The sequence below is a fragment of the Pseudomonas sp. SC3(2021) genome (assembly GCF_019856535.1).
GTDB classification, from domain to species: Bacteria; Pseudomonadota; Gammaproteobacteria; order Pseudomonadales; family Pseudomonadaceae; genus Aquipseudomonas; species Aquipseudomonas monsensis.
The window spans coordinates 1,323,315-1,345,715 of record NZ_CP082236.1 but is presented as its reverse complement, the minus strand read 5'-3'; the positions used below and the strand labels follow the sequence as shown (position 1 = coordinate 1,345,715).

General features: G+C 54.0%; 24 protein-coding genes, 1 tRNA gene and 1 pseudogene. 16 read left to right on the top strand and 10 right to left on the bottom strand.

The features are described 5' to 3' along the window. Positions 1 to 242: 242 nt before the first annotated feature. From aguB to K5Y35_RS05915, 3 genes are all read left to right on the top strand, one after another. On the top strand, positions 243 to 1,121 hold the full coding sequence (gene aguB / locus K5Y35_RS05925; protein WP_128615437.1) for an N-carbamoylputrescine amidase: 879 nt from the start codon (positions 243 to 245) through the stop codon (positions 1,119 to 1,121). 5 nt (positions 1,122 to 1,126) lie between these two features. Beyond that, complete coding sequence (gene aguA / locus K5Y35_RS05920) at positions 1,127 to 2,233, top strand: agmatine deiminase (protein ID WP_123470591.1); 1,107 nt, start codon at positions 1,127 to 1,129, stop codon at positions 2,231 to 2,233. 245 nt (positions 2,234 to 2,478) lie between these two features. Beyond that, the gene (locus tag K5Y35_RS05915) at positions 2,479 to 2,691 is read left to right on the top strand and encodes a hypothetical protein (RefSeq protein WP_123470593.1); all 213 of its coding nucleotides are present in this window, start codon (positions 2,479 to 2,481) and stop codon (positions 2,689 to 2,691) included. A 102-nt stretch (positions 2,692 to 2,793) separates the two neighbouring features. On the opposite strand, the gene K5Y35_RS05910 is transcribed toward K5Y35_RS05915, so the two are convergent. Next, a complete protein-coding gene (locus K5Y35_RS05910) occupies positions 2,794 to 4,884 on the bottom strand; it encodes a TonB-dependent receptor (RefSeq protein WP_222833875.1) in 2,091 nt (696 codons plus the stop codon). A 253-nt stretch (positions 4,885 to 5,137) separates the two neighbouring features. Here K5Y35_RS05910 and K5Y35_RS05905 point away from each other — a divergent pair, with 253 nt between their 5' ends. From K5Y35_RS05905 to K5Y35_RS05880, 6 genes are all read left to right on the top strand, one after another. Then, complete coding sequence (locus K5Y35_RS05905; protein WP_222833874.1) at positions 5,138 to 5,806, top strand: DsbA family protein; 669 nt, start codon at positions 5,138 to 5,140, stop codon at positions 5,804 to 5,806. Between the two features lie 298 nt (positions 5,807 to 6,104). Next, on the top strand, positions 6,105 to 7,391 hold the full coding sequence (locus tag K5Y35_RS05900) for an OprD family porin (RefSeq protein ID WP_222833873.1): 1,287 nt from the start codon (positions 6,105 to 6,107) through the stop codon (positions 7,389 to 7,391). Between the two features lie 232 nt (positions 7,392 to 7,623). Continuing rightward, positions 7,624 to 8,370 carry a 2OG-Fe dioxygenase family protein gene (locus K5Y35_RS05895; RefSeq protein ID WP_123470600.1) on the top strand — a complete coding sequence of 249 codons (747 nt, stop codon included), beginning with the start codon at positions 7,624 to 7,626 and terminating at the stop codon, positions 8,368 to 8,370. A 79-nt stretch (positions 8,371 to 8,449) separates the two neighbouring features. Continuing rightward, complete coding sequence (locus tag K5Y35_RS05890) at positions 8,450 to 8,827, top strand: GNAT family N-acetyltransferase (RefSeq protein ID WP_016986309.1); 378 nt, start codon at positions 8,450 to 8,452, stop codon at positions 8,825 to 8,827. Then, a complete protein-coding gene (locus K5Y35_RS05885) occupies positions 8,824 to 9,540 on the top strand; it encodes an AzlC family ABC transporter permease (RefSeq protein WP_123470601.1) in 717 nt (238 codons plus the stop codon). The genes K5Y35_RS05890 and K5Y35_RS05885 overlap by 4 nt, the downstream gene beginning before the upstream one ends. Further along, positions 9,519 to 9,836 (top strand): AzlD domain-containing protein, encoded by a 318-nt coding sequence (locus K5Y35_RS05880; protein WP_007952614.1) that lies wholly within the window; start codon positions 9,519 to 9,521, stop codon positions 9,834 to 9,836. Before K5Y35_RS05885 ends, K5Y35_RS05880 begins: the two co-directional genes overlap by 22 nt. Here the strand turns inward: K5Y35_RS05880 and K5Y35_RS05875 are convergent. After that, positions 9,753 to 10,679, bottom strand: a complete 927-nt coding sequence (locus tag K5Y35_RS05875) for a LysR family transcriptional regulator (protein ID WP_123470603.1) — start codon at positions 10,677 to 10,679, stop codon at positions 9,753 to 9,755. The two genes, K5Y35_RS05880 and K5Y35_RS05875, sit on opposite strands and share 84 nt — an antisense overlap. A gap of 442 nt (positions 10,680 to 11,121) precedes the next feature. On the opposite strand from K5Y35_RS05875, the gene K5Y35_RS05870 reads away from it, so the two are divergent. The 3 genes from K5Y35_RS05870 (at position 11,122) to K5Y35_RS05860 (ending at position 13,026) form a co-directional block, all read left to right on the top strand. Then, positions 11,122 to 11,631, top strand: coding sequence for a PBECR2 nuclease fold domain-containing protein (locus tag K5Y35_RS05870; RefSeq protein ID WP_222833872.1), 510 nt, complete (start codon positions 11,122 to 11,124; stop codon positions 11,629 to 11,631). A 307-nt stretch (positions 11,632 to 11,938) separates the two neighbouring features. Continuing rightward, the gene (locus tag K5Y35_RS05865; RefSeq protein ID WP_007961687.1) at positions 11,939 to 12,349 is read left to right on the top strand and encodes an MbcA/ParS/Xre antitoxin family protein; all 411 of its coding nucleotides are present in this window, start codon (positions 11,939 to 11,941) and stop codon (positions 12,347 to 12,349) included. Next, the gene (locus K5Y35_RS05860; RefSeq protein ID WP_123470604.1) at positions 12,346 to 13,026 is read left to right on the top strand and encodes an RES family NAD+ phosphorylase; all 681 of its coding nucleotides are present in this window, start codon (positions 12,346 to 12,348) and stop codon (positions 13,024 to 13,026) included. Before K5Y35_RS05865 ends, K5Y35_RS05860 begins: the two co-directional genes overlap by 4 nt. A 42-nt stretch (positions 13,027 to 13,068) precedes the next feature. On the opposite strand, the gene K5Y35_RS05855 is transcribed toward K5Y35_RS05860, so the two are convergent. Beyond that, positions 13,069 to 13,350 (bottom strand): DUF3077 domain-containing protein, encoded by a 282-nt coding sequence (locus K5Y35_RS05855; protein WP_222833871.1) that lies wholly within the window; start codon positions 13,348 to 13,350, stop codon positions 13,069 to 13,071. Positions 13,351 to 13,816: 466 nt separating this feature from the next. Here K5Y35_RS05855 and K5Y35_RS05850 point away from each other — a divergent pair, with 466 nt between their 5' ends. The 4 genes and pseudogenes from K5Y35_RS05850 (at position 13,817) to K5Y35_RS05840 (ending at position 15,390) form a co-directional block, all read left to right on the top strand. Next, positions 13,817 to 13,999: a type II toxin-antitoxin system HicA family toxin gene (locus K5Y35_RS05850; RefSeq protein ID WP_095190108.1), complete on the top strand. Its 183-nt coding sequence runs from the start codon at positions 13,817 to 13,819 to the stop codon at positions 13,997 to 13,999. A 31-nt stretch (positions 14,000 to 14,030) separates the two neighbouring features. Continuing rightward, entirely contained in the window at positions 14,031 to 14,456 is a 426-nt protein-coding gene (locus K5Y35_RS05845; protein WP_222833870.1) for a type II toxin-antitoxin system HicB family antitoxin, read from the top strand. A 47-nt stretch (positions 14,457 to 14,503) separates the two neighbouring features. Continuing rightward, positions 14,504 to 14,641 (top strand): annotated as a pseudogene (locus K5Y35_RS27795) (transcriptional regulator); the annotation flags it as partial. Positions 14,642 to 14,826: 185 nt separating this feature from the next. Further along, on the top strand, positions 14,827 to 15,390 hold the full coding sequence (locus K5Y35_RS05840; protein ID WP_222833869.1) for a hypothetical protein: 564 nt from the start codon (positions 14,827 to 14,829) through the stop codon (positions 15,388 to 15,390). 276 nt (positions 15,391 to 15,666) lie between these two features. Here K5Y35_RS05840 and K5Y35_RS05835 read toward each other — a convergent pair whose 3' ends face one another. The 7 genes from K5Y35_RS05835 to K5Y35_RS05805 form a co-directional block, all read right to left on the bottom strand. Next, positions 15,667 to 17,583, bottom strand: a complete 1,917-nt coding sequence (locus K5Y35_RS05835; RefSeq protein ID WP_222833868.1) for a hypothetical protein — start codon at positions 17,581 to 17,583, stop codon at positions 15,667 to 15,669. After that, complete coding sequence (locus K5Y35_RS05830) at positions 17,576 to 18,067, bottom strand: ABC-three component system middle component 5 (RefSeq protein WP_315985728.1); 492 nt, start codon at positions 18,065 to 18,067, stop codon at positions 17,576 to 17,578. The genes K5Y35_RS05835 and K5Y35_RS05830 overlap by 8 nt, the downstream gene beginning before the upstream one ends. Further along, positions 18,067 to 18,687 (bottom strand): ABC-three component system protein, encoded by a 621-nt coding sequence (locus tag K5Y35_RS05825; protein WP_202864005.1) that lies wholly within the window; start codon positions 18,685 to 18,687, stop codon positions 18,067 to 18,069. The genes K5Y35_RS05830 and K5Y35_RS05825 overlap by 1 nt, the downstream gene beginning before the upstream one ends. Beyond that, positions 18,671 to 19,018: a hypothetical protein gene (locus K5Y35_RS05820; RefSeq protein ID WP_222833866.1), complete on the bottom strand. Its 348-nt coding sequence runs from the start codon at positions 19,016 to 19,018 to the stop codon at positions 18,671 to 18,673. The genes K5Y35_RS05825 and K5Y35_RS05820 overlap by 17 nt, the downstream gene beginning before the upstream one ends. Before the next feature lie 1,115 nt (positions 19,019 to 20,133). Next, positions 20,134 to 21,123, bottom strand: coding sequence for an Abi family protein (locus K5Y35_RS05815; protein WP_222833865.1), 990 nt, complete (start codon positions 21,121 to 21,123; stop codon positions 20,134 to 20,136). Positions 21,124 to 21,405: 282 nt separating this feature from the next. Continuing rightward, positions 21,406 to 21,481, bottom strand: a tRNA-Thr gene (locus K5Y35_RS05810). 75 nt (positions 21,482 to 21,556) lie between these two features. Then, complete coding sequence (locus K5Y35_RS05805) at positions 21,557 to 22,393, bottom strand: FkbM family methyltransferase (protein WP_222833864.1); 837 nt, start codon at positions 22,391 to 22,393, stop codon at positions 21,557 to 21,559. Positions 22,394 to 22,401: the final 8 nt, after the last annotated feature.

The following is a 22,401-nucleotide window of genomic DNA, read 5'->3' as shown; positions in this document are numbered from 1 at the left end:
TTTGGTGACTGATCCAGTGCTTTCGCGGGCAAGCCCGCTCCCACATTTATTTCAGGCTTAAATTCGATTTATATCGACTTTAATTGCGTAAATGTCGATGAGCGGCATTCTATTGGCTTCTAAAGTCGATATTTATCGGTTATAAAGTCGCCATTGCTCCGGCATGCGATCTCATTCCGGTGCGCGCGTTTTTTCTTTCGGTCGAATTCTCGACCGTCAAAGCACTTGCCCGGAGAGGATTCATGAGCCGTATCGTTACCGTCGCCGCCACGCAGATGGCCTGTTCGTGGGATCTGGAAGCCAACCTCGAAACCGCCGAAAAACTGGTGCGCGAAGCCGCCGCCAAAGGCGCGCAGATCATCCTGATCCAGGAGCTGTTCGAGGCGCCGTACTTCTGCCAGAAGCCGAATCCGGACTATCTGCAACTGGCCACGACCGTAGAAGAGAACGTTGCGATCAAGCATTTCCAGAAGGTCGCCAAAGAGCTGCAAGTGGTATTGCCGATCAGCTTCTACGAGCGTGCCGGCCGTGCGCGTTTCAACAGCATTGCGATCCTCGATGCCGACGGCAGCAACCTCGGGATTTATCGCAAAAGCCACATTCCGGACGGCCCGGGTTACCACGAGAAGTATTACTTCAACCCGGGCGACACCGGTTTCAAGGTGTGGAACACCCGCTACGCGAAGATCGGCGTGGGCATCTGCTGGGATCAGTGGTTTCCAGAGGCTGCGCGCAGCATGGCGCTGCAAGGTGCGGAAATCCTCTTCTATCCAACGGCTATTGGTAGTGAACCGCACGACAAAACCATTTCGTCGCGTGATCACTGGCAGCGTGTGCAGCAGGGGCATGCCGGTGCCAACCTGATGCCGTTGATCGCCAGTAACCGCATCGGCAACGAAGAACAGGACGGCTACGACATCACGTTCTATGGCTCTTCGTTCATCGCCAACCAGTTCGGCGAAAAAGTGCAGGAGCTGAATAAAACCGAAGAAGGTATTCTTGTGCACACTTTCAACCTCGACGAGCTCGAACATATTCGCAGCGCGTGGGGTTCGTTCCGTGACCGCCGGCCGAATCTGTACGGCGCGTTGAAAACCCTCGACGGTTCCCTGGAGTCCTGATCCCGATGACCACCTTGAAAAGTACCCCGCGCGCCGATGGCTTCTACATGCCGGCCGAGTGGGCGCCGCAAACGCAAACCTGGATGATCTGGCCCGAGCGCCCGGACAACTGGCGTCTGGGCGGCAAGCCGGCGCAAGCCGCACACGCAGCCGTGGCCAAAGCCATTGCCCGTTTCGAACCGGTGACCGTTGCCGTTTCCGCCGGCCAGTATGAAAACGCCCGCGCCCGCCTCGACGTGCCCAACATCCGCGTGGTCGAGATGTCCAGCGATGACGCCTGGGTGCGCGACAGCGGTCCGACCTTCGTCATCAACAACAGCGGTGAAGTGCGCGGTGTGAACTGGGACTTCAATGCCTGGGGCGGTTTCGACGGTGGCCTGTACTCGCCGTGGAACCGTGATTCGCAGGTCGGTGGCAAGATCCTCGAGATCGAACGCAGCCCGCGTTACCGCACTGAAGGTTTTGTGCTCGAAGGCGGTTCGATTCACGTCGACGGCGAAGGCACGCTGATCACCACCGAAGAATGCCTGCTCAACCGCAATCGCAATCCGCATCTGGGCCGCGAAGAAATCGAAGCGGTGCTGAGCGCCAACCTGGCTGTGGATAAGATCATCTGGCTGCCGGACGGTCTGTTCAACGATGAAACCGACGGCCATGTGGATAACTTCTGCTGCTATGTGCGTCCGGGCGAAGTATTGCTGGCGTGGACCGACGATCCGCAGGATCCGAACTACCCGCGCTGCCAGGCGGCGATGAACGTGCTGCAAAACAGCACCGATGCCAAGGGGCGCTCGTTCACGGTGCACAAAATGCCGATTCCGGGCCCGCTGTATGCGACCGAAGAAGAGTGCGCCGGGGTCGATCCGGTGGACGGTACGCAGGAGCGTAACCCGTCCGTGCGTCTGGCCGGTTCCTACGTGAACTTCCTGATCGTCAACGGCGGCATCATCGCGCCGAGTTTCGACGACCCGATGGACGCCCCGGCCCGGGAAATTCTGCAGAACCTGTTTCCGCAGCATGAAGTGGTGATGGTGCCGGGCCGCGAACTGTTACTGGGGGGCGGCAATATCCACTGCCTTACCCAACAGCAACCCGCGCCGCACAAAGAGTGAGTTGAGTCGTAACAGCTTGAGTTGATTAGCAAATCAGCCGGAAAACGATTAGCTCGCTATGCACTTGCACAAGCCCGCAGCCCGATTGGACTGCGGGCTTTTTTGTATCCGCTTGTCGACAGATCAGAAACCTTGGCATAGCTCTTGTATCCGACAAAGGACACTAGGGAGGGGGGAGAACTTCAACAGTTCTGTCATAAACCTTGGATAACGTAGCCGCTCACGAACGGGGAGAGAGCGCTGAAATGAACGCCGAAGTGAACGTAGTCAGCGAGCGGACTTTGCATCCCATGGCCGTAAACAGCGAATCGCTCCAGATTGTCGCGCACTGGTTGAAATCCAATGGAACGCGTCAGATCAGGGAACCTGATCCGCGCCGGATGATGATCGAGCGTTACCCCGCTGGTCTGTTCAGCGAGGCCGAGCTGGATGCGTTGTGGGCTGTACTGGAAGGATAAGAAAAACAACAGGGATTGGTAAAAGCGCTGCCGGGATGGCAGCGCTTTTTTATGCACGGTACAAAAATATTGTAGGAGTGAGCCTGCAGGTGTTGCGTTGAATCAGAAGGAATACGTGCCGGTCATCACGACGCTGCGCGGTGCACCAGGCTGGATCTGATACTGGCTGGTCGCCGAATCGTAATACTCGCGATCGGTGATGTTGTTCAACGCCGCACGTACATCCCAATCCTTGAAGCGATAACCGGCCAAGGCATCCCAGCGGCCGTAACCCGGCAGCACCGTGGTGTTGGCATTGTCGGCGTAGCGCTGGCCGACCAGGGTCAGACCGGTTTCACCGTACCAGCCCATTTCCGGCTTCCAGGTCAGGAACAGGCTGGCGTTGTGTTTGGCAACGTTGTTGATGCGCTTGCCCTCAAGACCGTTGTTGTCCTTCTCGATCTTCGCGTCCTGCATACCGACGCCGCCGCGCATGTACCAGTGGCCGACGATGTTGCCGGTGGCGGTCAACTCGATACCCCGTGAACGCTGAACGCCGGTCATGATGGTCAGGGTCGGATCGTTCGGATCCGTCGTGCGGCGGTTGTAGAGCTCCAGGTCATAGATTGCCAGCGTGGTACTGAGGCGATCATCGAGCCAGTCACTCTTCACGCCGATCTCTTTCTGTCTGGTCAACTCCGGGCTCAGGTCATTGCTGTTGCCGGCCGCGCCCGGGGTGATGCCGATCAGACCACCGCCCACCGGCGAGAAGGTCTTGGACCAGGACGCGTAGAAGGAGTGATTCTGCAGCGGCGTCCAGACCAGGCCCACGCGCGGGCTGGTGCTGTGGCTGTCACGGTCTTCGGAAATGTTGCGCAGCTTGTTGGTCGATTCGATATCGAAAGTGTCGTAGCGCAAGCCGGCGAGCAGTTGCCATTGATCGTTGAGGCGCAGTTGATCCTGCACGTACACCGCGCGGCTTTCGACCTCGGTGTGGCTGTCGCTGGACACCTGCATGCGACCGGTGTGGCGCAGATTGCGGTCGGGGTTGTTCAGGTCGAGTGCCGGCACTGCGGAACTGCCGGGGCCGGACGTAGCGGCGTTATACAGCGTCGGATCGCGACGCTGGTTGCCGATCTCGATCCCGGTCAGCAGGCGATGCTCGAGCCCGAACGTATCGAATCCACCTTCCAGTTCGACGTTGTTATAGACATTGCGGGTGGTCAGGTCCTGCTGCCAGTGCTGGCGCGTGACCTTGTTGGTTTTCTTGTCGAAACCGGTGAGGTAGGTGTTGTCGAAATCGCTGTCGAGCTTGAACACGCCGAGGGTCTGGCGCAGTTGCCAGTTGTCGTTGATTGCGTAGGTGAGTTTTGAGCGCAGCGATTGGGACTTGTCGTCGATGAAGTCGTGGCCGTTGCCGTAAGTCGTGTCGCGACCGACATCGGCCGGGCGGCCGTTGATGCCGGGGATACCGCGATCCGGGGTGCGGTTGTAGCGGCTGTATTCGTACTGCACCAGCCAGTTCAGGTCGGGCGTCAGTTGCCAGCTCATCGACGGCGCGAACAGTTGGCGGTTGCCGCTGACGCCATCGCGGAAACTGTTTTCATCCATGTTGCCCATGTTCAGGCGCAGGCTGAGGTTTTCGCTAGGATCGGTGCTGAGATCGGCGTACAGGCTGCGCAGGTCTTCACTGCCGAGCTGGGCCTCGAGGGTCGAGCGGCGACCGAATTCCGGCATCTTGCTGACGCGGTTGACGATCCCGCCCTGACTGCCGCGGCCATACAGCACTGCGGCCGGGCCCTTGAGCACTTCGACGCGCTCGATGTTATGCAAATCGCGTTTGTACTGGCTGTCGTCGCGGATGCCGTCCAGGTAGAAGTCGTTGCTGGCGTCGAAACCGCGAATGCGCAGGCTGTCGAAGCGCGTATCGGCGCTGCTGCTGACGTTGGGCATGCCGCTCAAGGCGTCGCCGATGTCATTGGTGCCGTAGTTGGCGACGTTCGACGTCTTGATCGAATCAATGGCCTGGGGCACGTAGCGCAGCGGGGTCGAGGTGCGAGTCGCGGTGCTGCTGATCTTCACGCGCGGGTCATCGGCCAGTGCTTCGGCGCTGATCGCGGTGGCGGGTAATTCGGTTGCCGCACAGGCGAAACCGCTGGACAGAAAGGCAGAAAGCCCAAGCGTGACGGGCGTAAGACGGAACGGGGCAGGCATTGAAAAGCGCATCCGGAAGGGTGGAAGAATTCGAGTGCGCGAATGGTAATGCTTTGCATTTGCTCTCGTTAATTATTCTTTATAAGTTCCCTTGTCTGATTGTTTCTATTTGTGTCTGCGTCGATACACGCGGAACGCTCGACCGATTCGACCGATTGGCGCAACAGACTGAAAGCTGTTCCGGCGTTTTTCCGCAACGTCCCGGGAATTAATCTGCCGGCATCGACTTTTTCTGATTTAGCGGAGCTTACCGATGATTCTTCACTACATTTACGACCCCTTATGCGGCTGGTGCTACGGCGCCAAGCCTCTGGTGCAAGCGGCGCAGCAGGTGCTGCCAGTGATGGCCCATGCGGGCGGCATGATGAGCGGCGCCAACCGCCAGAACGTTTCGCCGCAGTTGCGCAATTACGTGATGCCCCATGACCGGCGCATCGCCGAATATACCGGGCAGCCTTTCGGCGAGGCATATTTCGAAGGCTTGCTGCGCGATCACTCGGCTGTCTTCGATTCGACCCCGCCGATCGCTGCCGTGCTGGCGTCCGAGGCCATCGACGGGCGCGGTCTGCAGATGCTTGGCCGCTTGCAGACAGCACACTATGTAGAGGGGCGGCGGATTGCCGATGCGTCGGTGCTTTCGGCGTTGGCGGTCGAGCTTGGTTATGACGCGGAAGACTTCCGCGCAGCATCAAAGTCCGTGGCCACCGAAGCCCATATAAAAGCCACGCGCCAGTTGCTCGCTCAGGTGGGCGGGCAGGGCTTTCCAACGTTTGCCCTGGAACAGGACGGCCAATTCACGTTGCTCGACATCAGTCCCTGGTTGGGCAAGCCGCAGGCGTTTGCCGAATGGTTGGGGCAGGCGGTCGCGGTCGATGGCACGGGCGAGTCCTCGTTGTCCTGCGGCCTCGACGGTTGCGCCTGATCGAGTATTGATTCACTGGCTGGCGGCGTTTCCGTGCAAGGACTCAGCGCAAAATTTACGTTTTTTAGACGTTTTCTGCCTATTTAAAGACGATTCTTGAAATTGACACATTGTTCAGGGCGCGGCTACGATTCGGCCCCAACGCCTGTGGCCAACCGCCATGACTCAAAATAAGGAGCAGGCCCGCCATGACTTGGTTGTGGGCGGGTCTTTTTGTTTCGGGGTGAATACAAGAGTGCAAAAGCGCCGTTTCAGCCGTTCGACACAGCGCGTTTCAACCCGTAATAAGGAAAACAAAATGTTGAACAAGCGGATCAGTCTGATCGCACTGGGGATGTTGAGTGCTACACAGGCCATGGCTAACGACCAGGCCGAGTCCAAGGGTTTTGTTGAAGACAGCAGCCTGAAAGTGCTGCTGCGCAATGCCTACATCAATCGTGATTACAAAGACGGTAACAAAGACAAGGCCGAATGGGGTCAAGCGGCCATCGGTACGTTCTCGTCCGGTTTCACCCAAGGCACCGTTGGTGTGGGTGTTGACGCGTTCGGTCTGTACGCACTGCGCCTGGACGGTGGCAAGGGCCGCAGCGGCGCCGGTGGCATCGACTTCTTCAAGCAAGACAACAGCGGCAACCCGGCTGACGATCTGGCCAAGGGCGGCGCTGCGGTGAAGTTCCGTATCTCCAATACCGTGCTGACCTACGGTGACCAGATGCCGGCCCTGCCGGTGCTGAACTACGACAATTCGCGTCTGCTGCCGGAAAGCTACACCGGGACCCTGATCACTTCCAAAGAGATCAAAGGCCTGGAACTGAACGCCGGTCGTTTCACCGCCGAATCGCGCAAGAGCGATGAAGGCCGTGACAGCGGTGGCCTGAAGTCGATCAACGTGTTGGGCGGTAGCTACCAGTTCACCGAGCAGTTCAAGGCGGCGCTGTACGCGTCCGACGTCGAAGACGTGCTGAAGAAGCAATACGTGAACGCCAACTACGTGTTCCCGATCGACAAGGATCAGTCGCTGACCCTGGACTTCAACGGCTATCGCACCAAGCTGGACGATTCCTACGTCCGCGAAAGTGGCGCTACCGGCGACGACAACAAGATCTGGAGCCTGGCAGCCACTTTCGCCACCGGTCCGCACTCGTTCACCGTGGCGCACCAGCGCTCCACCGGCGACAGCAACCTGGGCTACGCCTACGGCGGCTACCAGAAAGATCAAAACCGTGTTGGTGACGGTGGCAACACCATCTACCTGGCCAACTCCTACTGGTCCGACTTCAACGCTGAAGACGAACGCAGCTGGCAACTGGGCTACGGCCTGGACTTCGGCGCATTCGGCGTACCGGGTCTGAGCTACAACTTCGCTTACGTGCGTGGCGACAACATCACCACGTCCACCAGCGAAGGCGGCACCGAGCGCGAAATCTTCAACCAGTTCAAGTACGTCGTGCAAAGCGGTCCGGCCAAAGACCTGAGCGTGAAGTTGCGCAGCTCGATCCTGCGTGTGTCGCAGAAATCCAGCGAATACAACGTAGGCGGCAACGAAGTGCGTGTGTTCGTGGACTACCCGATCAACATCTTCTGATGTTCGCTACGGTGTAACACACATGAGAAAAACCCCGACTGGCTCGGGGTTTTTTTTGAGCGGTTTTTCGCTGAAAAGCAGGAAAAACCCGTGTTTTTGTCATGTAAAAGTTGTTTTTAAGTCGCTTCAAACGCCGTTTCAATCAGCGCTTTAAATGCCTGAAATTCTTTCTCATGGACGCAAAATCTCCACCTAATAGATTAGGCCGCTCAATGCAGCGGAGATTTTGGTAATGATCGTTTTGAACAGAGAAGTGGGCGAATCGCTACGGCGCGACAAATATGTCAACGTCCAGGGTGGTGACTTCAATCTCTACGGTCATTTCGCCGACTTCGTCAGACTGACCAAAAGTTGGGAAAACATGGAGCCTGACAGTTACTACGGTCAGGCCGAAGCCGGCATGCGTTACCGTCGTTACAGCGACTTTGAGTACAACCCGAAAACCCGCGAGCTGAAGCAACTCGAGCATCGCGCCTACGTGCAGTCCAAAGAAAACAACGCCTACGTTGGCGGCGTGGTTCGCCACTTCCAGGACTTCTCCGATGAAGTGATTACTTCGCCGGTGATGCGCAGCCTGATCGACACCGATTTCGAAGTGTACAAAAGTGTGCTGCCGGAAGAGCTGCACGATGAAATCTGGCAATGCCAGATTCATCAGATCCGCATCGAAATCAAACCCGGCAAGCAACTTGAGATTACGCCGGAAGGGATTCACTGCGACGGTTATCCGTTCAGCGGTGTGCACTTCTGGGGTCGCAACAATGTCGAGGGCGCGGAAAGTCGTTTGTACGACATCCATGAGAATCAATTGGCGTCGACGACCTACAAGGAAATTCTCGACACCACCTACTTCCTCGATCGCGACATGCGCCACTACGTCACGCCGGCCCGCAACACCCACACCCATGCCATGGCGTACCGGCAGATTCTGGCGATCTCCTTCTCGCGGCCCGGGACCGCTTTCGACATTGTTCGCTAATCAGATCACCCCAATCGACGGCGTTGAATGCTCGACGCCGGTGGTGCTGCGACGCGCCACGGCCAAGGATGCGCAGCGCATGGAGCGCTTCTTCCGCCAGTTCGACGAAGTGTCCTTTTGCGAATGGCAGGACGCCAAGTGCCTGCGCGGCGTGTTGATCCAGAAAACCACCACGGCCTATCTGGCCTTCGACGTCGCCGGCGAAATCGTCGGGGCGGTGTTGGGCGGCATGCTCGGCAGTCGCGGCACAATCAACCATCTGGCCGTCAGCCCGCGCTACCGCAGTCAGGGTGTCGGTCAGCGTCTGGTTGAAGCGGCGTCTTCCGACATGAAGCGGGTCGGTGTGCTGCGGATGTTCCTGTTCGTCGATGATGCTAACCTCGCGGGCAAGCGATTCTGGGCAGCCCAGGGTTTTTGCGAACCTCACGGCGAGCGGACATTTGAGAGGGATCTATGAATGAAACGTCCGGCAGTGCGCCGCTGATGGTCACCCCTCAGCCGTCGCGCACGTTTGCCGAAGCCAGCCCCGTGGTTGCCGGATACTTCACGGTGTCGTTCGTGTTCGGACTGATGGCCGTCAACGCTGGCCTGCCGATGTGGCTACCGGTGGCGATGTGCTTGTTCGTCTACGCCGGTGCTTCGCAATTCGCGGCGCTGGCACTGATCTCCAGCGGCGCCTCGCTGACCACCATCGTGCTGACCACCTTCCTGATCAACGCGCGACACATGCTGATGTCGGTGTACATGGCCAAGGCCCTGCGCGCCCTCGGTTTGAGCCGCATGGAGCGCTGGGCTTACGCTGGTGGCCTCACTGACGAGTCTTTTGCGTTTCACAGCGTCAAACTCGGCACTGGCGCGCCGGTCAACATCCGTTACCTGATCGGCTTCAACCTGTTCTGCCACACCTCGTGGGTGCTGGGTGGGCTGTTGGGTGCGGTGTGTGCGCAATATGCGTCGCACCTGATCAAATACCAGCTCGACTACGCACTGACCGCGATGATGCTCTACGTGCTGGTGTCGCTGTGCAACACCCGCAACAAACTCATCGCCGCCGCGGCTGCCGTCGTCTGCATGGGCGCGCTGAGCCTGGTCGGCAGTTCGCCGTTCAATGTGTTTATCGCCACGTTTGTGGGCTGCGGAGTGGGTGTATGCCTGACCAAACGTTCCTGATTCTGGTGGTCGCGCTGATGATGGCCGTGACCTTTCTGCCGCGCGCCTTGCCGCTGCAAGTCAACACCGAGCACTGGCCACCCTTCGTGGCGCGGGCGCTGGAATACTTGCCGGTGGCGATCGTCGCTGCGATCAGCCTGACACCCCTGTTGATCAAGGATCAGCACATACAGCTCGATCGCCCGGAATTTTATGCCGCGATTCCGACGCTGTTATGTGCGTATTTCAGCAAAAACCTCTTTCTCAGTGTGGCGGTTGGGACGGCTGCGTACATTGCGCTCGGCTCGTTCATGTAGCGGCAGATCGACGACATCGTTGAGTGCCTGGCTCGACAACTCCGGATTGTTCACCGCCAGGCGCACTTCGAGGAAATCCTCGAACCCGGGGAAAATCGTCAGGCCGTTCTTTTGCGCGGCCTCGCGCGAGACCATGCCGACCGCATCCATTTGCGTGATCAGCGACAACGTCAGGGTTTCGCTGCACGAATAGACCATGCGCTGGCCGTTCTCGTGATTGCCCAGACCGGCGTCGAGAAAACGCAAAAAACTGTGGGAATACGGACAATCCTCCGCGGGACGTACCTGAAACTTGTTGCCCAGTAACGTCAGTGGATCGTTTTCCTGGCCGCAATGCGCACCGACCACCTGCACCTGCACATCCGGCAGGACGATGCTCGGCAACCCCGGGCGCTGCGGGCCGATCAACACCGCCAGATCGAAGTCCTCATTCTTCAGCTTGCTGAGGTTTTCCATCGACTCGGCGTAGCTGAATTCCATCTGGTAATCGGGAAATACTTCGATCAGGCGTCCGATCATGCGCCGGTTGAAGTCAGCCGATAACGTGTTGTTCAACGCGACCTTCAAGGGGCGCTGGCCTGGCACCTTGAGTGCCTCGACTTTTTCTTCCATCTGTCGCGTGGCGATCAGCACTCTGTCCATATACGGCGTGAGCTCGGTGCCTTGCGGCGTCAGCGTAAGACCTTTGTTGGAACGTCGAAACAAGCGGAAACCGAACTGCTCTTCGACCTTGTTCAACTGCGCGGCCAACGCCTGCACAGTCAGGCACGAATGCTCGGCTGCGGCCGACAAGGAGCCGGTCTGCACGATGCGCATGAGGTTGCGTAAGGTTCTGCTATCCATGGGTAATGCCCTCTGAAGTGGGCTGGGTATTGTTGTTTACGAGACTGCCGATCCGGCGCCATATGCCGGCTATATTCCTGTACCTGAGCATAGTTGTCGCGGATTTAGTAGCGAATTGATGTCCCTGCCGATGGCTGGAAGCTGACACAGGATCGGGATTTTTGGTGACATGGGGGTGATTGGGGTCAAGAAAAGTGCCCTACTTGGAAGAGTCGGGCAGATGTTTATGCCTCCGGACTACAGCATTTCGAGTTGTTTCCCACGCCGAAACGCCACTATTTTTCACCGTTGTCGGAAGCCTCCTATAGAACAGAGCGAACGGGCTGATTTACCTCCAAACCACAAGTAGCTGAAATATCGGGCAGTTATTTTCGGGACGTTTAGTCCGAGGCCATGGATATCCAGGCAATGCCGGCATCCGCGAAGCTAGCGAGTCGATGCCATGAGTTTGCAGGGGAGCAGGGCGTTACCCGACCAACAAAACTGGAAAGATCTGGGGTTACCGGATATTCGCGATATTGACCCCAGGCTTCTGACTTCTGCGGTCAGAGAGCTTCCAGGTGCGTCGAGCCTCAATGCAGCGTGGGAGCAAGTTGCCAACGGCTTCGGACTTGATCCCGGTCATGACGCTGTTCTGATCGAAACACCTTATGCGCCGATTTTAGTGAAGCGTGAACATTTGCGTCACACGGTGGAAAAGCGCTCGAATGCCCGTGAACGATTCACCGAATTTGCCCGAGATACCCTGACGAAGCCGTTAGAGATATGGCGGGTTTCCTACGATGATGCCTCGTTTAGACTTTCCTTCATCGGTGCTTACAACGCGAGATATCAGATGCTGGTGGTGATTCATGTTGAGCACGGCAACGTACTCTGGAATTTTATGAACTGTGAAAAGAAAGGCCTGAACAAGCATCGGCATGGTGATCTGTTATATCGACGTTACCGATAGCTCAAACAAAAAAAGGCAACCTTCTCAGGCTGCCCTTCACGTGAATGTGCTTGATATTGTGCTCCCTCAAGCAGGGGAGAAGAGGTCTCACCCGAGCGCTGATTTTCAGGTCATCAACGGGGTTCCTAACGCCGACTATCGCCACCTGAAGGCAGTCGGTTTCGCGCTCTTGAGCAAGATTCTCTGCCACGGAACATTGAAGTGTCAACCTGAGGTTTGAGGGTTTTTGTTCGTATACGAATAAATTTATTGGAAATATTCAGATGTGTACTAAGCTCAATTTGCGGACCAGCTAAGAAGGACGAAGATGCCTACCTCATCCCCAGCCCTAACCCCGCGTGAACAACTCGACGTCCCCGAAGCCGGGCGTGTTGCGTTGAAGTTCTTTTTCAACCTCATGGAGCGCTGGGGCTGCAACGCCGAGCAACAGCGCACGTTGCTGGGCGGCGTCGGCAACACCACGTTCTACAAGTACAAACACCTGCCGCCGAACATTCGCCTGCCACACGACACGCTGGAGCGTATCTCGTACCTGATGGGCATTCACAAGGCGTTGAGCATCATCTTCAGCAACAGCCGCGAGCGCGCCTACACGTGGGTCAGCAGCCCAAATACGGCTGCGCCATTCAATGGCCGAACGGCGCTGGATTACATGCTGGCGGGCAGGGTGGTCGACATCGCCGACGTGCGCCGTTACCTCGACGGGGTGCGCGGTTGAAGGCCCCGCCGCTGGCCGAGCCGCAATGGCCCAAGGCTTATCGGATCGTCAACAGCAGCTTCCCGCCGATTGCGCTGTTTGAAGATGTGCTCGATCCCGAAGACCTGGAAATCGCCTACGCGCTGGAAGCGCTGACCAACGATCGCCTGATCGAACAGGCCGGCGTCCTCGCCCGCGTGCGCCCCGAAGACCGACTCTCCGGCCCCGGTTCAACCCCGGTGATGGCGGCGTTTACCCACATCGGCAAAAGCAGCCGTTTCACCGACGGCACCTTCGGCGTCTACTACGCCGCCAGCAGCCAGGCCGCCGCCATCGCCGAAACCTGCTATCACCAGGAACGGTTTCTCGCGGCCACCCACGAAGCGGATCTTGAGTTGACCCTGCGTACTTACGTCAATCGAGTGGTCAAGCCACTGCATGATGTTCGTCACGACTTCCCGCATTTGCATCAACCTGATCCAGACGCCTATGGCCCGTCCCAGGCGTTTGCCCGTCAACTGCGCGATTCTGAGTCCTGGGGCCTGCTCTACAACAGCGTCCGTCTGCCGGGCCACGAATGTGTCGCCGCGTTCCGGCCGCCGGCGGTTTCGATTCCAAAGCAGGGCAAGCATCTGCGCTATGTGTGGAGTGCGAGCCAGCGCAGGATTTCGTTTGTGTTTGAGATCAGTCAGGTTTGAAACGCCAAAGCCCTCGCATCAGCGAGGGCCTTACACCGGTGTTTACATCAACGGCTTGTCCGGCGGCGCATCCATTACTTTCACGACATCATCGATCAACGCTTTACTTAACTCCTGCAAATACTGCGAGGCATAAGCGTGAAGATCAGGATCACGCGAGACTGTGGAATCTGCGGTCAGTAGCTTGGAGATGTGAAGCAAACGTGAGGCGTGCGAGAGAGCGGCGATCACTGGAACGCCACGATTGGTGCGGAACAGCGCTTGATTGGCCTGGAAGGAAAAGTGCGTGAGGCCTGGGGTTTTCAAATCGAGGTAGTCGGTCATTTCGCTTCACCTGCCGTAAGGAAGTGTCGTGAGGTGACCGTTTCTGCAACTCTGTGAATTGCTGATGGATCAATGGCATTCATTTGTGAACTCCCTGTATCAAATGAGAGCCGCCATTTTCGTTCTCAGGCGAAAGGGTGGCAGCTATGCGCAGGCTGAGAAACCGGAGATACAGGAACCCGGCAGACCCGAAGGTCTCCCACGCACAGCCGCCATTACACTTTGATGCGGGCACAAAAAAGCGCCGGCAATCGTGATTTGGGGCGCTGGTGCGCCTGTATCTTACGCGGGTTCTCAGGCCCGGTCGCTGAGTTGGCAGCGACGGGTTTGACGTTAGCTTGGGGAGGACGGATGCGCAATCGTGGCCAGGTGGTGGCTGTTGGTGTTTTTTTATGGTGCAACACTTATGTTGCATGCGTAGCAAATATGTTGCACATTCGCTTTACCGAAACGGCGAGTGATGCACATGAAGTACAGCGAGTTTCGGCGATGGTTGAAAGCCCAAGGCGTTGAGTTTCAAAACGGCAAGGGCAGCCACTTCAAGGTTTCCTTGAATGGCAAATCAACTGTGTTTCCCGACCATGGAGCCAAGGAAATGGGCGAAGGGTTGAGAAAATCGATAATCAAACAGCTGGGCCTCAAGGATTGAGGCTCAGTTGTACCCCATGAGAGGAATCGTGATGTTCGAATATGCGTTGGAAGTTCATGAAGAGCCAGACAGTGTCTGGTTGTCCTGCGCAGAAATTCCTGAGATGCACGCCGCTGGCGACACCCTTGAGCAAGCGTTGGACACCGCCATTGATGCAATCGAGACGGCGCTCTCGATATACGTTGATGATCGCCGGTTGATTCCGACCGGTCAGGCAGGAGAACAGAAGAGTGACGTCGTACTGCGTTTACCTGCGCTGACTGCTGCGAAGGTTGCGCTGTGGAATACGCTTCTGGAGTCTGGTGTGAGCAAAGCAGAGCTGGCACGGCGTCTCGGCGTGCAACGGCCTCAGGTAGATCGCCTGGTTGATTTCCTGCATCACTCCAAGATCGAGAACGTTGAGCGTGCGTTGCAACAGCTTGGACGGCGGATTTCGCTTTCGGTGGAAGCTGCATAAGTTCAGCAAGCGAGCGTTGGAGAAAGTAGCTGAAGGCGAAGAAAGGCATAGCAGATGAACTAGAGCGATTTCAGACGGACTTGCTGGAATCTGTACGTCATATGAAGGCTGGAAAGGCCGCGCGCGTAACGCAAGTGCCGCTCTCGGCGGCTACTGAAGAACAAAGGAAGGCCGGTGTTTCTCAACGCGTTTCGCCTACGTAAGCTCCGTAGAAACACGAGAAAAATAGGGTGGTGGAAAAATAGGGCCAGACCACTGATTCAGTTGAAAACGTGGTCTGGCTCTTATTTCCCGCTGGGCATTTGGCGGAGGTTGTGAATTTGAATCCCGCTTTCGTTTGGTTTGGTTTGGTTGGGAGGGAGGATGAGACATGACTGGAGTAAATGATTGGGGGCCAGTGATTGACGCGCTTGCCCAGGCCAATTGGACCGCCATCTTGGTTCCGGTGATACCGGGTGTTGCGGCGATAGTTGGCCCATTATTTCTTTGGTACAGACAATCGAAACGAGAAAGCTCGAGTGTTAGAGCTGGACTGTTGGCTGAAGTCGCGGCACTTGTGGAAATTGTTGAACGTCGGGGTTTTTTGCCTGCTCTACGGGAAAAGCAGCGGTTGCTCGCTTTTCGGAGTAGTTCCGCCGCAGCAGCTTTTAGGAGAGATCCGGAATCGTTCGAAGTTCGTATCGACAGTCACTTTAACCGTGTCTATCAAGCCAACGTTTCAAAGTTGGGAGTGCTGACCGCTGATGAGGCGAAACAGATTGTTCGTTTTCATCAGTTAGCCGACAGCGTCCGGATTGATGTTACTGCCGGAGGTGGCTTGGCCAGTGGAACTGACAGCTCTGAAGAGTACAAGGAAACTGCCGATCTGCTTGCGATGGCTCTGGAAATCGGCCATTCGCTCACGGATCCGAAGAAACCACCGACGCCTAAGTGACAAGTTACCGCAGGCTGAAATTTTCCACGTGTGGACACTTTGTGGACGTTTTCACGATTTGACGTGAAGTGTTTTTTTGGTCCAGAAACGACAAAGCCCCGCATTGCGGGGCTTTGAATATGGTGCCGGCACCAGGAGTCGAAATCACAGCTAACCTATTGGTGGAGATCAAGAACTAATACAAATTTTTTTCGACTACCCCTAAAAGTATCCTTTTAGGGGCATTTCGCTAGCCTTCTAGATGTCGATCAGACAGATCTCAGGGCCTTAGTGTGTTTATATATTAAGAACGTTTCCGGAATAGAATGGCCCAACCCCAAATTTTTCGTTATTAAGTTCATCTAGAACCATAGAGGTGCAAAAAATAAGCTGGAAATCAGAACGATCCTTGAAGCAGTTTATTAGGGCTCGCTGAAAGTTGTGACTGCGATATTCTTTCATGCCTCCATTTTCAATTGCATCAACCAGCAAAAAGCGCGGTAGTCGATAATTTGGATCATCCAGTGACTCTAAAAGCGCTGAAATGTGGAGCGAGTTTTTTTTGATGTAATTGGAACTGCCAGAGAACTTCACCCTTCCATTTATGAGCATTCGGTCCTTTGCGAAGTCGATCTCCACCTCTCCAGTGCTGGATTCAGCGAATTCCTCCTCATAAGGTTCACCATTGACCCGGCGCTCAGGTTGTAGAATGCTTACGACGTTTTCTGCAATTCCATGGTATACGGTTTCGCGCCTTTTTTTATTTGCAGCAGATGCGCTTTGAATAAGTTCTTTAATTTTTGATATGTCGGCGATTAAGTCTAGCTTTTTTAGTTTGTGTGCATCCAAATCAGTGATGATTCTAACTTTTTTCTCATGGTTTATATTTTCAGACTCTAAGAATCCAATTTTTTGTGCTCGCTCCAGTGCGGCATGAGACGCAGGGTCGAACAATCCAGTGAATTCAGAAATTTTGCTTTGTGCATTCGCCAAATTCAATTTACAAATTTCAATGGAGGATTCCAAGCCAATTTTATGTTCGATATGGTCCTGTAAAACTTTCTTGTTGCTGAGTAGTTGGAAGTCTAGCTCGTTAAGAAGTTCCATATAGTTAGAGTTGTGCTTGTCTCCTTCAATCGGGGACTTGCAAAGATGGCAATTTGCAGAGGTTTCGGAGAGGTCTGATGTCACGACTTCATTTAGGCAGCATGGGCATTGTGAGTATTTAAGGAGTCCAACTGTTTCATATGCTGCCTTGGACTCTAGTAAAGATTTTTTTCTAAATTGGAGCGATTTTTCGAATAGCTGACAATCTACAATTTCACCATTTACCAAAAATAGATCTGATTGAAAGCTTTGCAGCTGTCTGATGTAGGTGTCTATGTAAGATTTTATACGTTGAAATTCTAAAATTCTGGTTTGATCAGCATTTGAGCTGACAATCGTTTCTGGTGGAGTACTTCTTAATTTAATTATTTCAGCAATATTTGATGCGATATTGAGTTGCAGTGTCTGCAGCGTGACAGCAGAGTCCTCCCCCAATATTTTATACATTGCGGCAAGATCTGAAGCGACGCGTTCGTACTCTCTTTCAGCTATCAAAAGCTCTTGGCGTAGTTGATGTGTATCTAAGTTGTCGAGCCCTAAGAGGAACTCAGCAATTGCCAAGCGAGTACCTTCGCTGTCTGCACGTGGGTTGTCCTCTGCTCTAAAAATTTTTGTAGAAGCAGTTTCTTGGTCAACATACAAAAATCTTAGAATCTGATGCATTGTAAGATTGGCGTAATCTTCTGTCTTGTGACCTCCCCATCCAAGAAGCTCAAAAAATTTCTGAGAGAAGGACATTTTTTCGTCACTTCGACGTGGGCCGTAATTGCCCCAAGCCTCTACATCACTAGTTTCTTCATCATAACTGCCAGAGCGTATTGAGATTGGAGGTATCTTTCCTTTCTCAATATTTCTTTTTATAGTAAAAGAATTTCCATTTATATTGACTTGGCAGCACACATAGTCACATTTGTCTGCTGGGTATAACCATTGATTATCCTTGATCTCTCCCCCTAAGATATAAAAGATCAATTCAAGAATAGTGGTTTTTCCGACAGAGTGATCGCCGCGAATTACATTTATTCCTGTGTGGAATTTTTCATCGTAAACGCTAAATCCGGATTTCTTTACTATGAAGCGCTCAATAGAAAGTGTCGATTTAATCATAGCGATATTCCATTAATCCGCTTTTGAATTTAAAGCCTGTTTTTCCTTCGAGCTTGACTTTCGGTAATGCGGAAATCAGGCCTTTAAATAATTCGCTTTTTGAAAAGGAATCGTTGTTGAAAGTCTTTATTAAGTCGTCTGGTAGAGAGTCAGAAAGTAATGTAATGGTGCTCGCTGTTAGCTTTATGATTGATTTTTGTTGTAGGGCGAGCATCGCCGAATCTTGAATGCGAGAAAGCTCATAGAATAAACTTCTGGGGTTTGGTGTTACTTCAAATGGGTCGGGCGTGCTAGAAATTATATCTTTGTATCGATTGAGCGGTCGAGGCAGGTTGACTGACTTTAAAAGATGAGGATACAGATAATAAAAATCTATAAGGCGTAATGCGTCTTTCTGAGTTTCATGATTATCTATTGAATTTAAGATATTCAATATTCGATAAACACAGTGGTTTACATCATAACCTGGGTGATAAATTACCATCACGTCCACTCCACGTGACATTTTTCGGTTAAGAAATACAGCATTCCTTCGACAAGATCGCTGGTTACAAAGCCGCCAGCCAACGTAACTTCATGATAGAGTGGTTCTATGATGGTGGCGTTAATTGCAGAGCGAATCGTGATGTCGCCTTGGCCGTTTTTAAGCATTGGTAGGATGTGGGCGTTAAATCTTGTTAGTATGAGTCCCAAGAGATGGTTAAATATAATCTGATAAGACTTTACATGTTGAAGCTTAGATATCATCTTCGCAGCTTTCTGGCTAGAGATGAGCGCTTGGTTGAGATATACCTCTCGTCCTGCAATCTCTAATTTCGCTTCTAATCCAATGACAGTCCTCGAAGGAGAGCTTTTGATTTTGCTCTCTAGCTCCTCTAATACCATCTGATAGATAGGGTCGCTTTCTTTAAGTAATTCGTGCTGAGCTATAAGCTTTTTTAAGGCTTCTGCACCTACCGTAACGTCAAAAGAGGGAATCTTTATTACGGTTGACCCAATATTAAGATCGCCTTGGATCTCATTGCTATGGATCTCATTTCCAGAAACTGACACCATTTCACGACTCCCTTGCTCGCGCACGGCGTTGTTAATCTTTGCCGCCAATGCTGAAGTCGCCTTTAACTTTATTTTTATTGATTTTGTTATCTGTAATATCCGATGAGTTTCCGATTTTGAAGTTGCCATCTACTTTGTTTTCTTCTATCGTGTTTTTGGCAATTGACTTGCTGTTGGTGCTTTTTTTCTGGTCGGATTTTACCCAAATCCAGCCCATTGCTATGCAGAATGCAAATATTGTAGCGATTAGAACTAAGTTTAATGTCAGGCTATTTTTAAATATTTCTGACTTGTCTAAATAGGTGGTAATTAGGTGCTGGAAAACAAACGTAGCTATAACTGACGGCCCACCTACTTTAATTGCATTTTCCCAGTTCAAAGTGATTGCTCTCTTTTATAAAATCATACTGTTAAGTTTTTGTTTTTTCGTGCCCATAACAGCGTTTTCAATGGTTGGCTGCATCCGTTTGGATGATTCGTTTTGCATAAAACGGCCCGCTTGGCATATTGCCACTATGACAATTTAGCGGTTGCCATGATTTTAGTAAATAGAGGTCTCCACCTTGGGTTGCAATATGTAGGGCTATTTCCATCTCTCAAACCGTTAGAATGCGTTTTGCCTGGGAGCCGACATATCCTTGCACAATCTCCTGATCAAGCTGTCCCCACGTCATCCCACCAAGAATGTTGAGTGTTATCAGGGATCAAGGCCCCTGCGACCTGTGAGGGTTGTCCACTAACGCAGGACTGGCGTCTCTTTACGACCGGGAGCTTGGGCATCTCATGATCTGGCCTCCTGAACACCTCCGAAGAGGTGCGCGGGTGGAGGCTGCACAGGCTGACGAGACTAACGCCGCGAGATCCTGAGTCGGGTGAAGGCAGTAATGCGATGACCGGGGCATGCCTGACTGTCAGTCAGGTGCAGTCCATTCCTTGGGCTGCGGCACCATCATCTGCATCACTGTTGCTGGCGACTTCGGTGTTTGTCACGCCGATTGTCACTAGGGGGAATGCCGCAAAGCCTTGTACGAGCTGGGCTGCAGCAGTGGTACGAGCGCCTGTCTCTTTCCGGGAGAAAGAGACGGGCGCAGGTTGGCGCAATGAAATGGCCGAGCGGATAGGTTGCTGCAGGGCAGCTATGAAAGGGGATGAGTTGCCGCAGTGGGCGCACTGATAAAAGTAGGCATCCATCACATCGCTGTGACTGTGCGAGCCGCCGGACGCTAATCGCACTTTGGGAGAACCACCACGGTGTGGCGTAGCCTTAAAGGTTCTGGCTATCTGGGTTGCTGTCGACGACAGCGCTTTCCCCGATCTTTTCTACGCCTGTGGATAATTCGGATCAGGGTTCGAGTTTTTGGGAGTTCTGCGGCTTTGCATGAAATTACCCACCGTTGGCAATCTGGGCTTTACGCACCACATTTGCTTTAGGCAAGCGTTCGCTCCTGATACTTCTCCGGGCGCAATGGCAAAAAACAAGACTTCTGGCTTCCCTTACCCCAAACACCATTGCGGTTGGCTTTTCCAGTCATCTGGAAATCCCATGAGTTTCAAAAAAACCGATTCCCTTTGGTCCATCATTTCGGCCAGGTGAAGTTTCCACTGACTGTCTGGGCTGATCAAATCGGTTAGATACGCCAGCATCGTTAGCACTATATATAGCCGCTGTTTGGGTTGAGGCCGGTCGCCAGGAGCATTTTGGATGATCCATTCTTTAGGTAAGGATGGTCGAATCGAGAGCTCTCTGTTCCATAGTCGTGAGTGGTGGGCGCAGCAGTTTCGAATGAAGGTCAGAGTGTGGAGCCAGGAGGCCAGCACTTCGAAGGGGAGATTGAATCTGCTCGCGATCGCTTTCTTGTCGACGCTTTTGCCTATGGCATTGAACAGGGTGGACACCGTTCCAAGGCTAAGTTCTTCCAGAACAGCCCAGGCGGGCGGCAACTCGGGATGGGAATAGGTTGATCCGTAGAATCGAAAATAGTTATCGCGCGTGCGATTTTCAATTCGCTGCTGCTGGACCTGATCAGCTCGGCTGCTCTTTTTTATACGATCAATCTCACGTCCAAGTTTGTTACGTTCCTTGCTCAGTTGATCTCGCAGGGGCCGCAATAAATCAGAATGTGAATATGACGAAGAGAAGATTGACGCATCAGCTATCCAGTCAGGCCCGTACTTAGGGCACATGTGATTGCTGATAGTCGCTCGTATGGCGACTTCGACACGTTCGATAGCATCCATGGTTATGCGTCGCAACGAACCGTCGAAACGGTAGATGTCGACGACTGCTTTCAGAGTGCTACCAGGCTTGAAGGTGTGTTCAGGGTTTGTTTCCTGAAAAGGGCGCATGTAGGGGCTCAGGCGAAACAGCGTGACCACTTCCAGGAAACGCAGGGCGCGGTCGTCGTTTGCGACTTGCAGGCCTCGTTGCTTTAGCAGTTCCAATTGCTGTTCTACGCTGAGGGCCGGCTTGTCGAAGGGCCTCATGTAGTTTTCTCCGGGCAAAAAAAACCCGCACGATTTGAGCTTGCTGACCGGGTCAACCTAGGCTTGGCGGGTGTGTTGGGGTGCATTATAGGTAGGTGCAAGAGCCCGTCAATGTTGGACTGATGTGAAGTTGTAACGGCTCGAGGCGCGGGGGGTAGAGTTCGGTCTGTTGATTGAGATAAGGCGTCGCTGGTCTTGTCGCAGCAATGTGGAAGCTTCCAGGGAGTCCCAAACGCCAGAAACAACAAAGCCCCTGCATTTCTGCAGGGGCTTTGTTTTGTATGGTGCCGGCACCAGGAGTCGAACCCGGGACCTACTGATTACAAGTCAGTTGCTCTACCAACTGAGCTATACCGGCGTGTGGGCGACGATTATAGCGATTGGGTTGGTTCTGTAAACCCCTGAATTCAGACTATTTTTGCGCCGGGTCGGATCAGGCCCGGCGCAGGACGTTGCGTAGCGTGTGCAGGGCGCGCCAGGTGCGGCTGTTCTGCATGGCGAGAAGCTGGGCTTCGGCGCGTTCGGCGCGTTGTATGGCGGCGTTGATTTGTTTACGGGCGTCGGCTTCGCCGGGGCTGACGGGGTGGGCGAAGAGGTGGCCGAAGCACAGCTGGAAGTTGTCGAGGTTGCAGGGTGGGAGGTCGAAGGCGGGCTTGAGGTTCAGGTGTTCTTCGGCGAGGAACCACGTGTTGAGGCCATCGAACAGGAACGATTGATAGCCGGCATCAGTGACCAGGTGTTCCCAGGTGTGGTCGCGCTCGAACGGGGTTTCGATGATGAGGATCCACGGGCGGAAGCGGCTGAAGTCCATGCCGCGCAGCACGGTTTCTTCGTGGCCTTCGACGTCGATTTTCAGGAAGTGGATGTCCCGGTCGGCGGCGTGTTCTTCGCAGATTGATGTCAGGGTGCGGGCTTTTACCGTCAGGCTCTGTACTTCGAGGCCGGCATCCTTGCGCTCCTGAGCGACCAGCGGGTCGGCGGTGGACAGGCCGGTGTCAGGGATGGCGTAGAACGTCACTTCGCCGGGCGCATCACTGGCAATGCATTGCAGGGTTGTGTCGCGCGGGCGCTGTTGGCACAGGGCATCGTGGTAGTTTTGCATCGGCTCGATGTTGACGCCGCTCCAGCCGCGGTCATAGAAGGCTTTGGTCACCGAGTCGTGAACCGGATCATTGGCGCCGACATCGATATAGAAGCCGTTTTCAAAGAATTTGAACGCACGCCACAGGCGAATATCCTCGAAGTTCTGTGCGTATGAAATGAAAGTCACGGTCACTC

Coding starts and splice junctions, on each gene's coding strand:
- K5Y35_RS05900 (WP_222833873.1), top strand. CDS start 6,105: ATGTTGAACAAGCGGATCAGTCTGATCGCACTGGGGATGTTGAGTGCT.
- K5Y35_RS05915 (WP_123470593.1), top strand. CDS start 2,479: ATGAACGCCGAAGTGAACGTAGTCAGCGAGCGGACTTTGCATCCCATG.
- K5Y35_RS05850 (WP_095190108.1), top strand. CDS start 13,817: ATGAAGTACAGCGAGTTTCGGCGATGGTTGAAAGCCCAAGGCGTTGAG.
- K5Y35_RS05845 (WP_222833870.1), top strand. CDS start 14,031: ATGTTCGAATATGCGTTGGAAGTTCATGAAGAGCCAGACAGTGTCTGG.
- K5Y35_RS05865 (WP_007961687.1), top strand. CDS start 11,939: ATGCCTACCTCATCCCCAGCCCTAACCCCGCGTGAACAACTCGACGTC.
- K5Y35_RS05815 (WP_222833865.1), bottom strand. CDS start 21,123: ATGAGGCCCTTCGACAAGCCGGCCCTCAGCGTAGAACAGCAATTGGAA.
- K5Y35_RS05855 (WP_222833871.1), bottom strand. CDS start 13,350: ATGACCGACTACCTCGATTTGAAAACCCCAGGCCTCACGCACTTTTCC.
- K5Y35_RS05885 (WP_123470601.1), top strand. CDS start 8,824: ATGAATGAAACGTCCGGCAGTGCGCCGCTGATGGTCACCCCTCAGCCG.
- K5Y35_RS05905 (WP_222833874.1), top strand. CDS start 5,138: ATGATTCTTCACTACATTTACGACCCCTTATGCGGCTGGTGCTACGGC.
- K5Y35_RS05830 (WP_315985728.1), bottom strand. CDS start 18,067: ATGGTAATTTATCACCCAGGTTATGATGTAAACCACTGTGTTTATCGA.
- K5Y35_RS05870 (WP_222833872.1), top strand. CDS start 11,122: ATGAGTTTGCAGGGGAGCAGGGCGTTACCCGACCAACAAAACTGGAAA.
- aguA (WP_123470591.1), top strand. CDS start 1,127: ATGACCACCTTGAAAAGTACCCCGCGCGCCGATGGCTTCTACATGCCG.
- aguB (WP_128615437.1), top strand. CDS start 243: ATGAGCCGTATCGTTACCGTCGCCGCCACGCAGATGGCCTGTTCGTGG.
- K5Y35_RS05890 (WP_016986309.1), top strand. CDS start 8,450: ATGGAGCGCTTCTTCCGCCAGTTCGACGAAGTGTCCTTTTGCGAATGG.
- K5Y35_RS05840 (WP_222833869.1), top strand. CDS start 14,827: ATGACTGGAGTAAATGATTGGGGGCCAGTGATTGACGCGCTTGCCCAG.
- K5Y35_RS05910 (WP_222833875.1), bottom strand. CDS start 4,884: ATGCCTGCCCCGTTCCGTCTTACGCCCGTCACGCTTGGGCTTTCTGCC.
- K5Y35_RS05880 (WP_007952614.1), top strand. CDS start 9,519: ATGCCTGACCAAACGTTCCTGATTCTGGTGGTCGCGCTGATGATGGCC.
- K5Y35_RS05895 (WP_123470600.1), top strand. CDS start 7,624: ATGATCGTTTTGAACAGAGAAGTGGGCGAATCGCTACGGCGCGACAAA.
- K5Y35_RS05875 (WP_123470603.1), bottom strand. CDS start 10,679: ATGGATAGCAGAACCTTACGCAACCTCATGCGCATCGTGCAGACCGGC.
- K5Y35_RS05835 (WP_222833868.1), bottom strand. CDS start 17,583: ATGATTAAATCGACACTTTCTATTGAGCGCTTCATAGTAAAGAAATCC.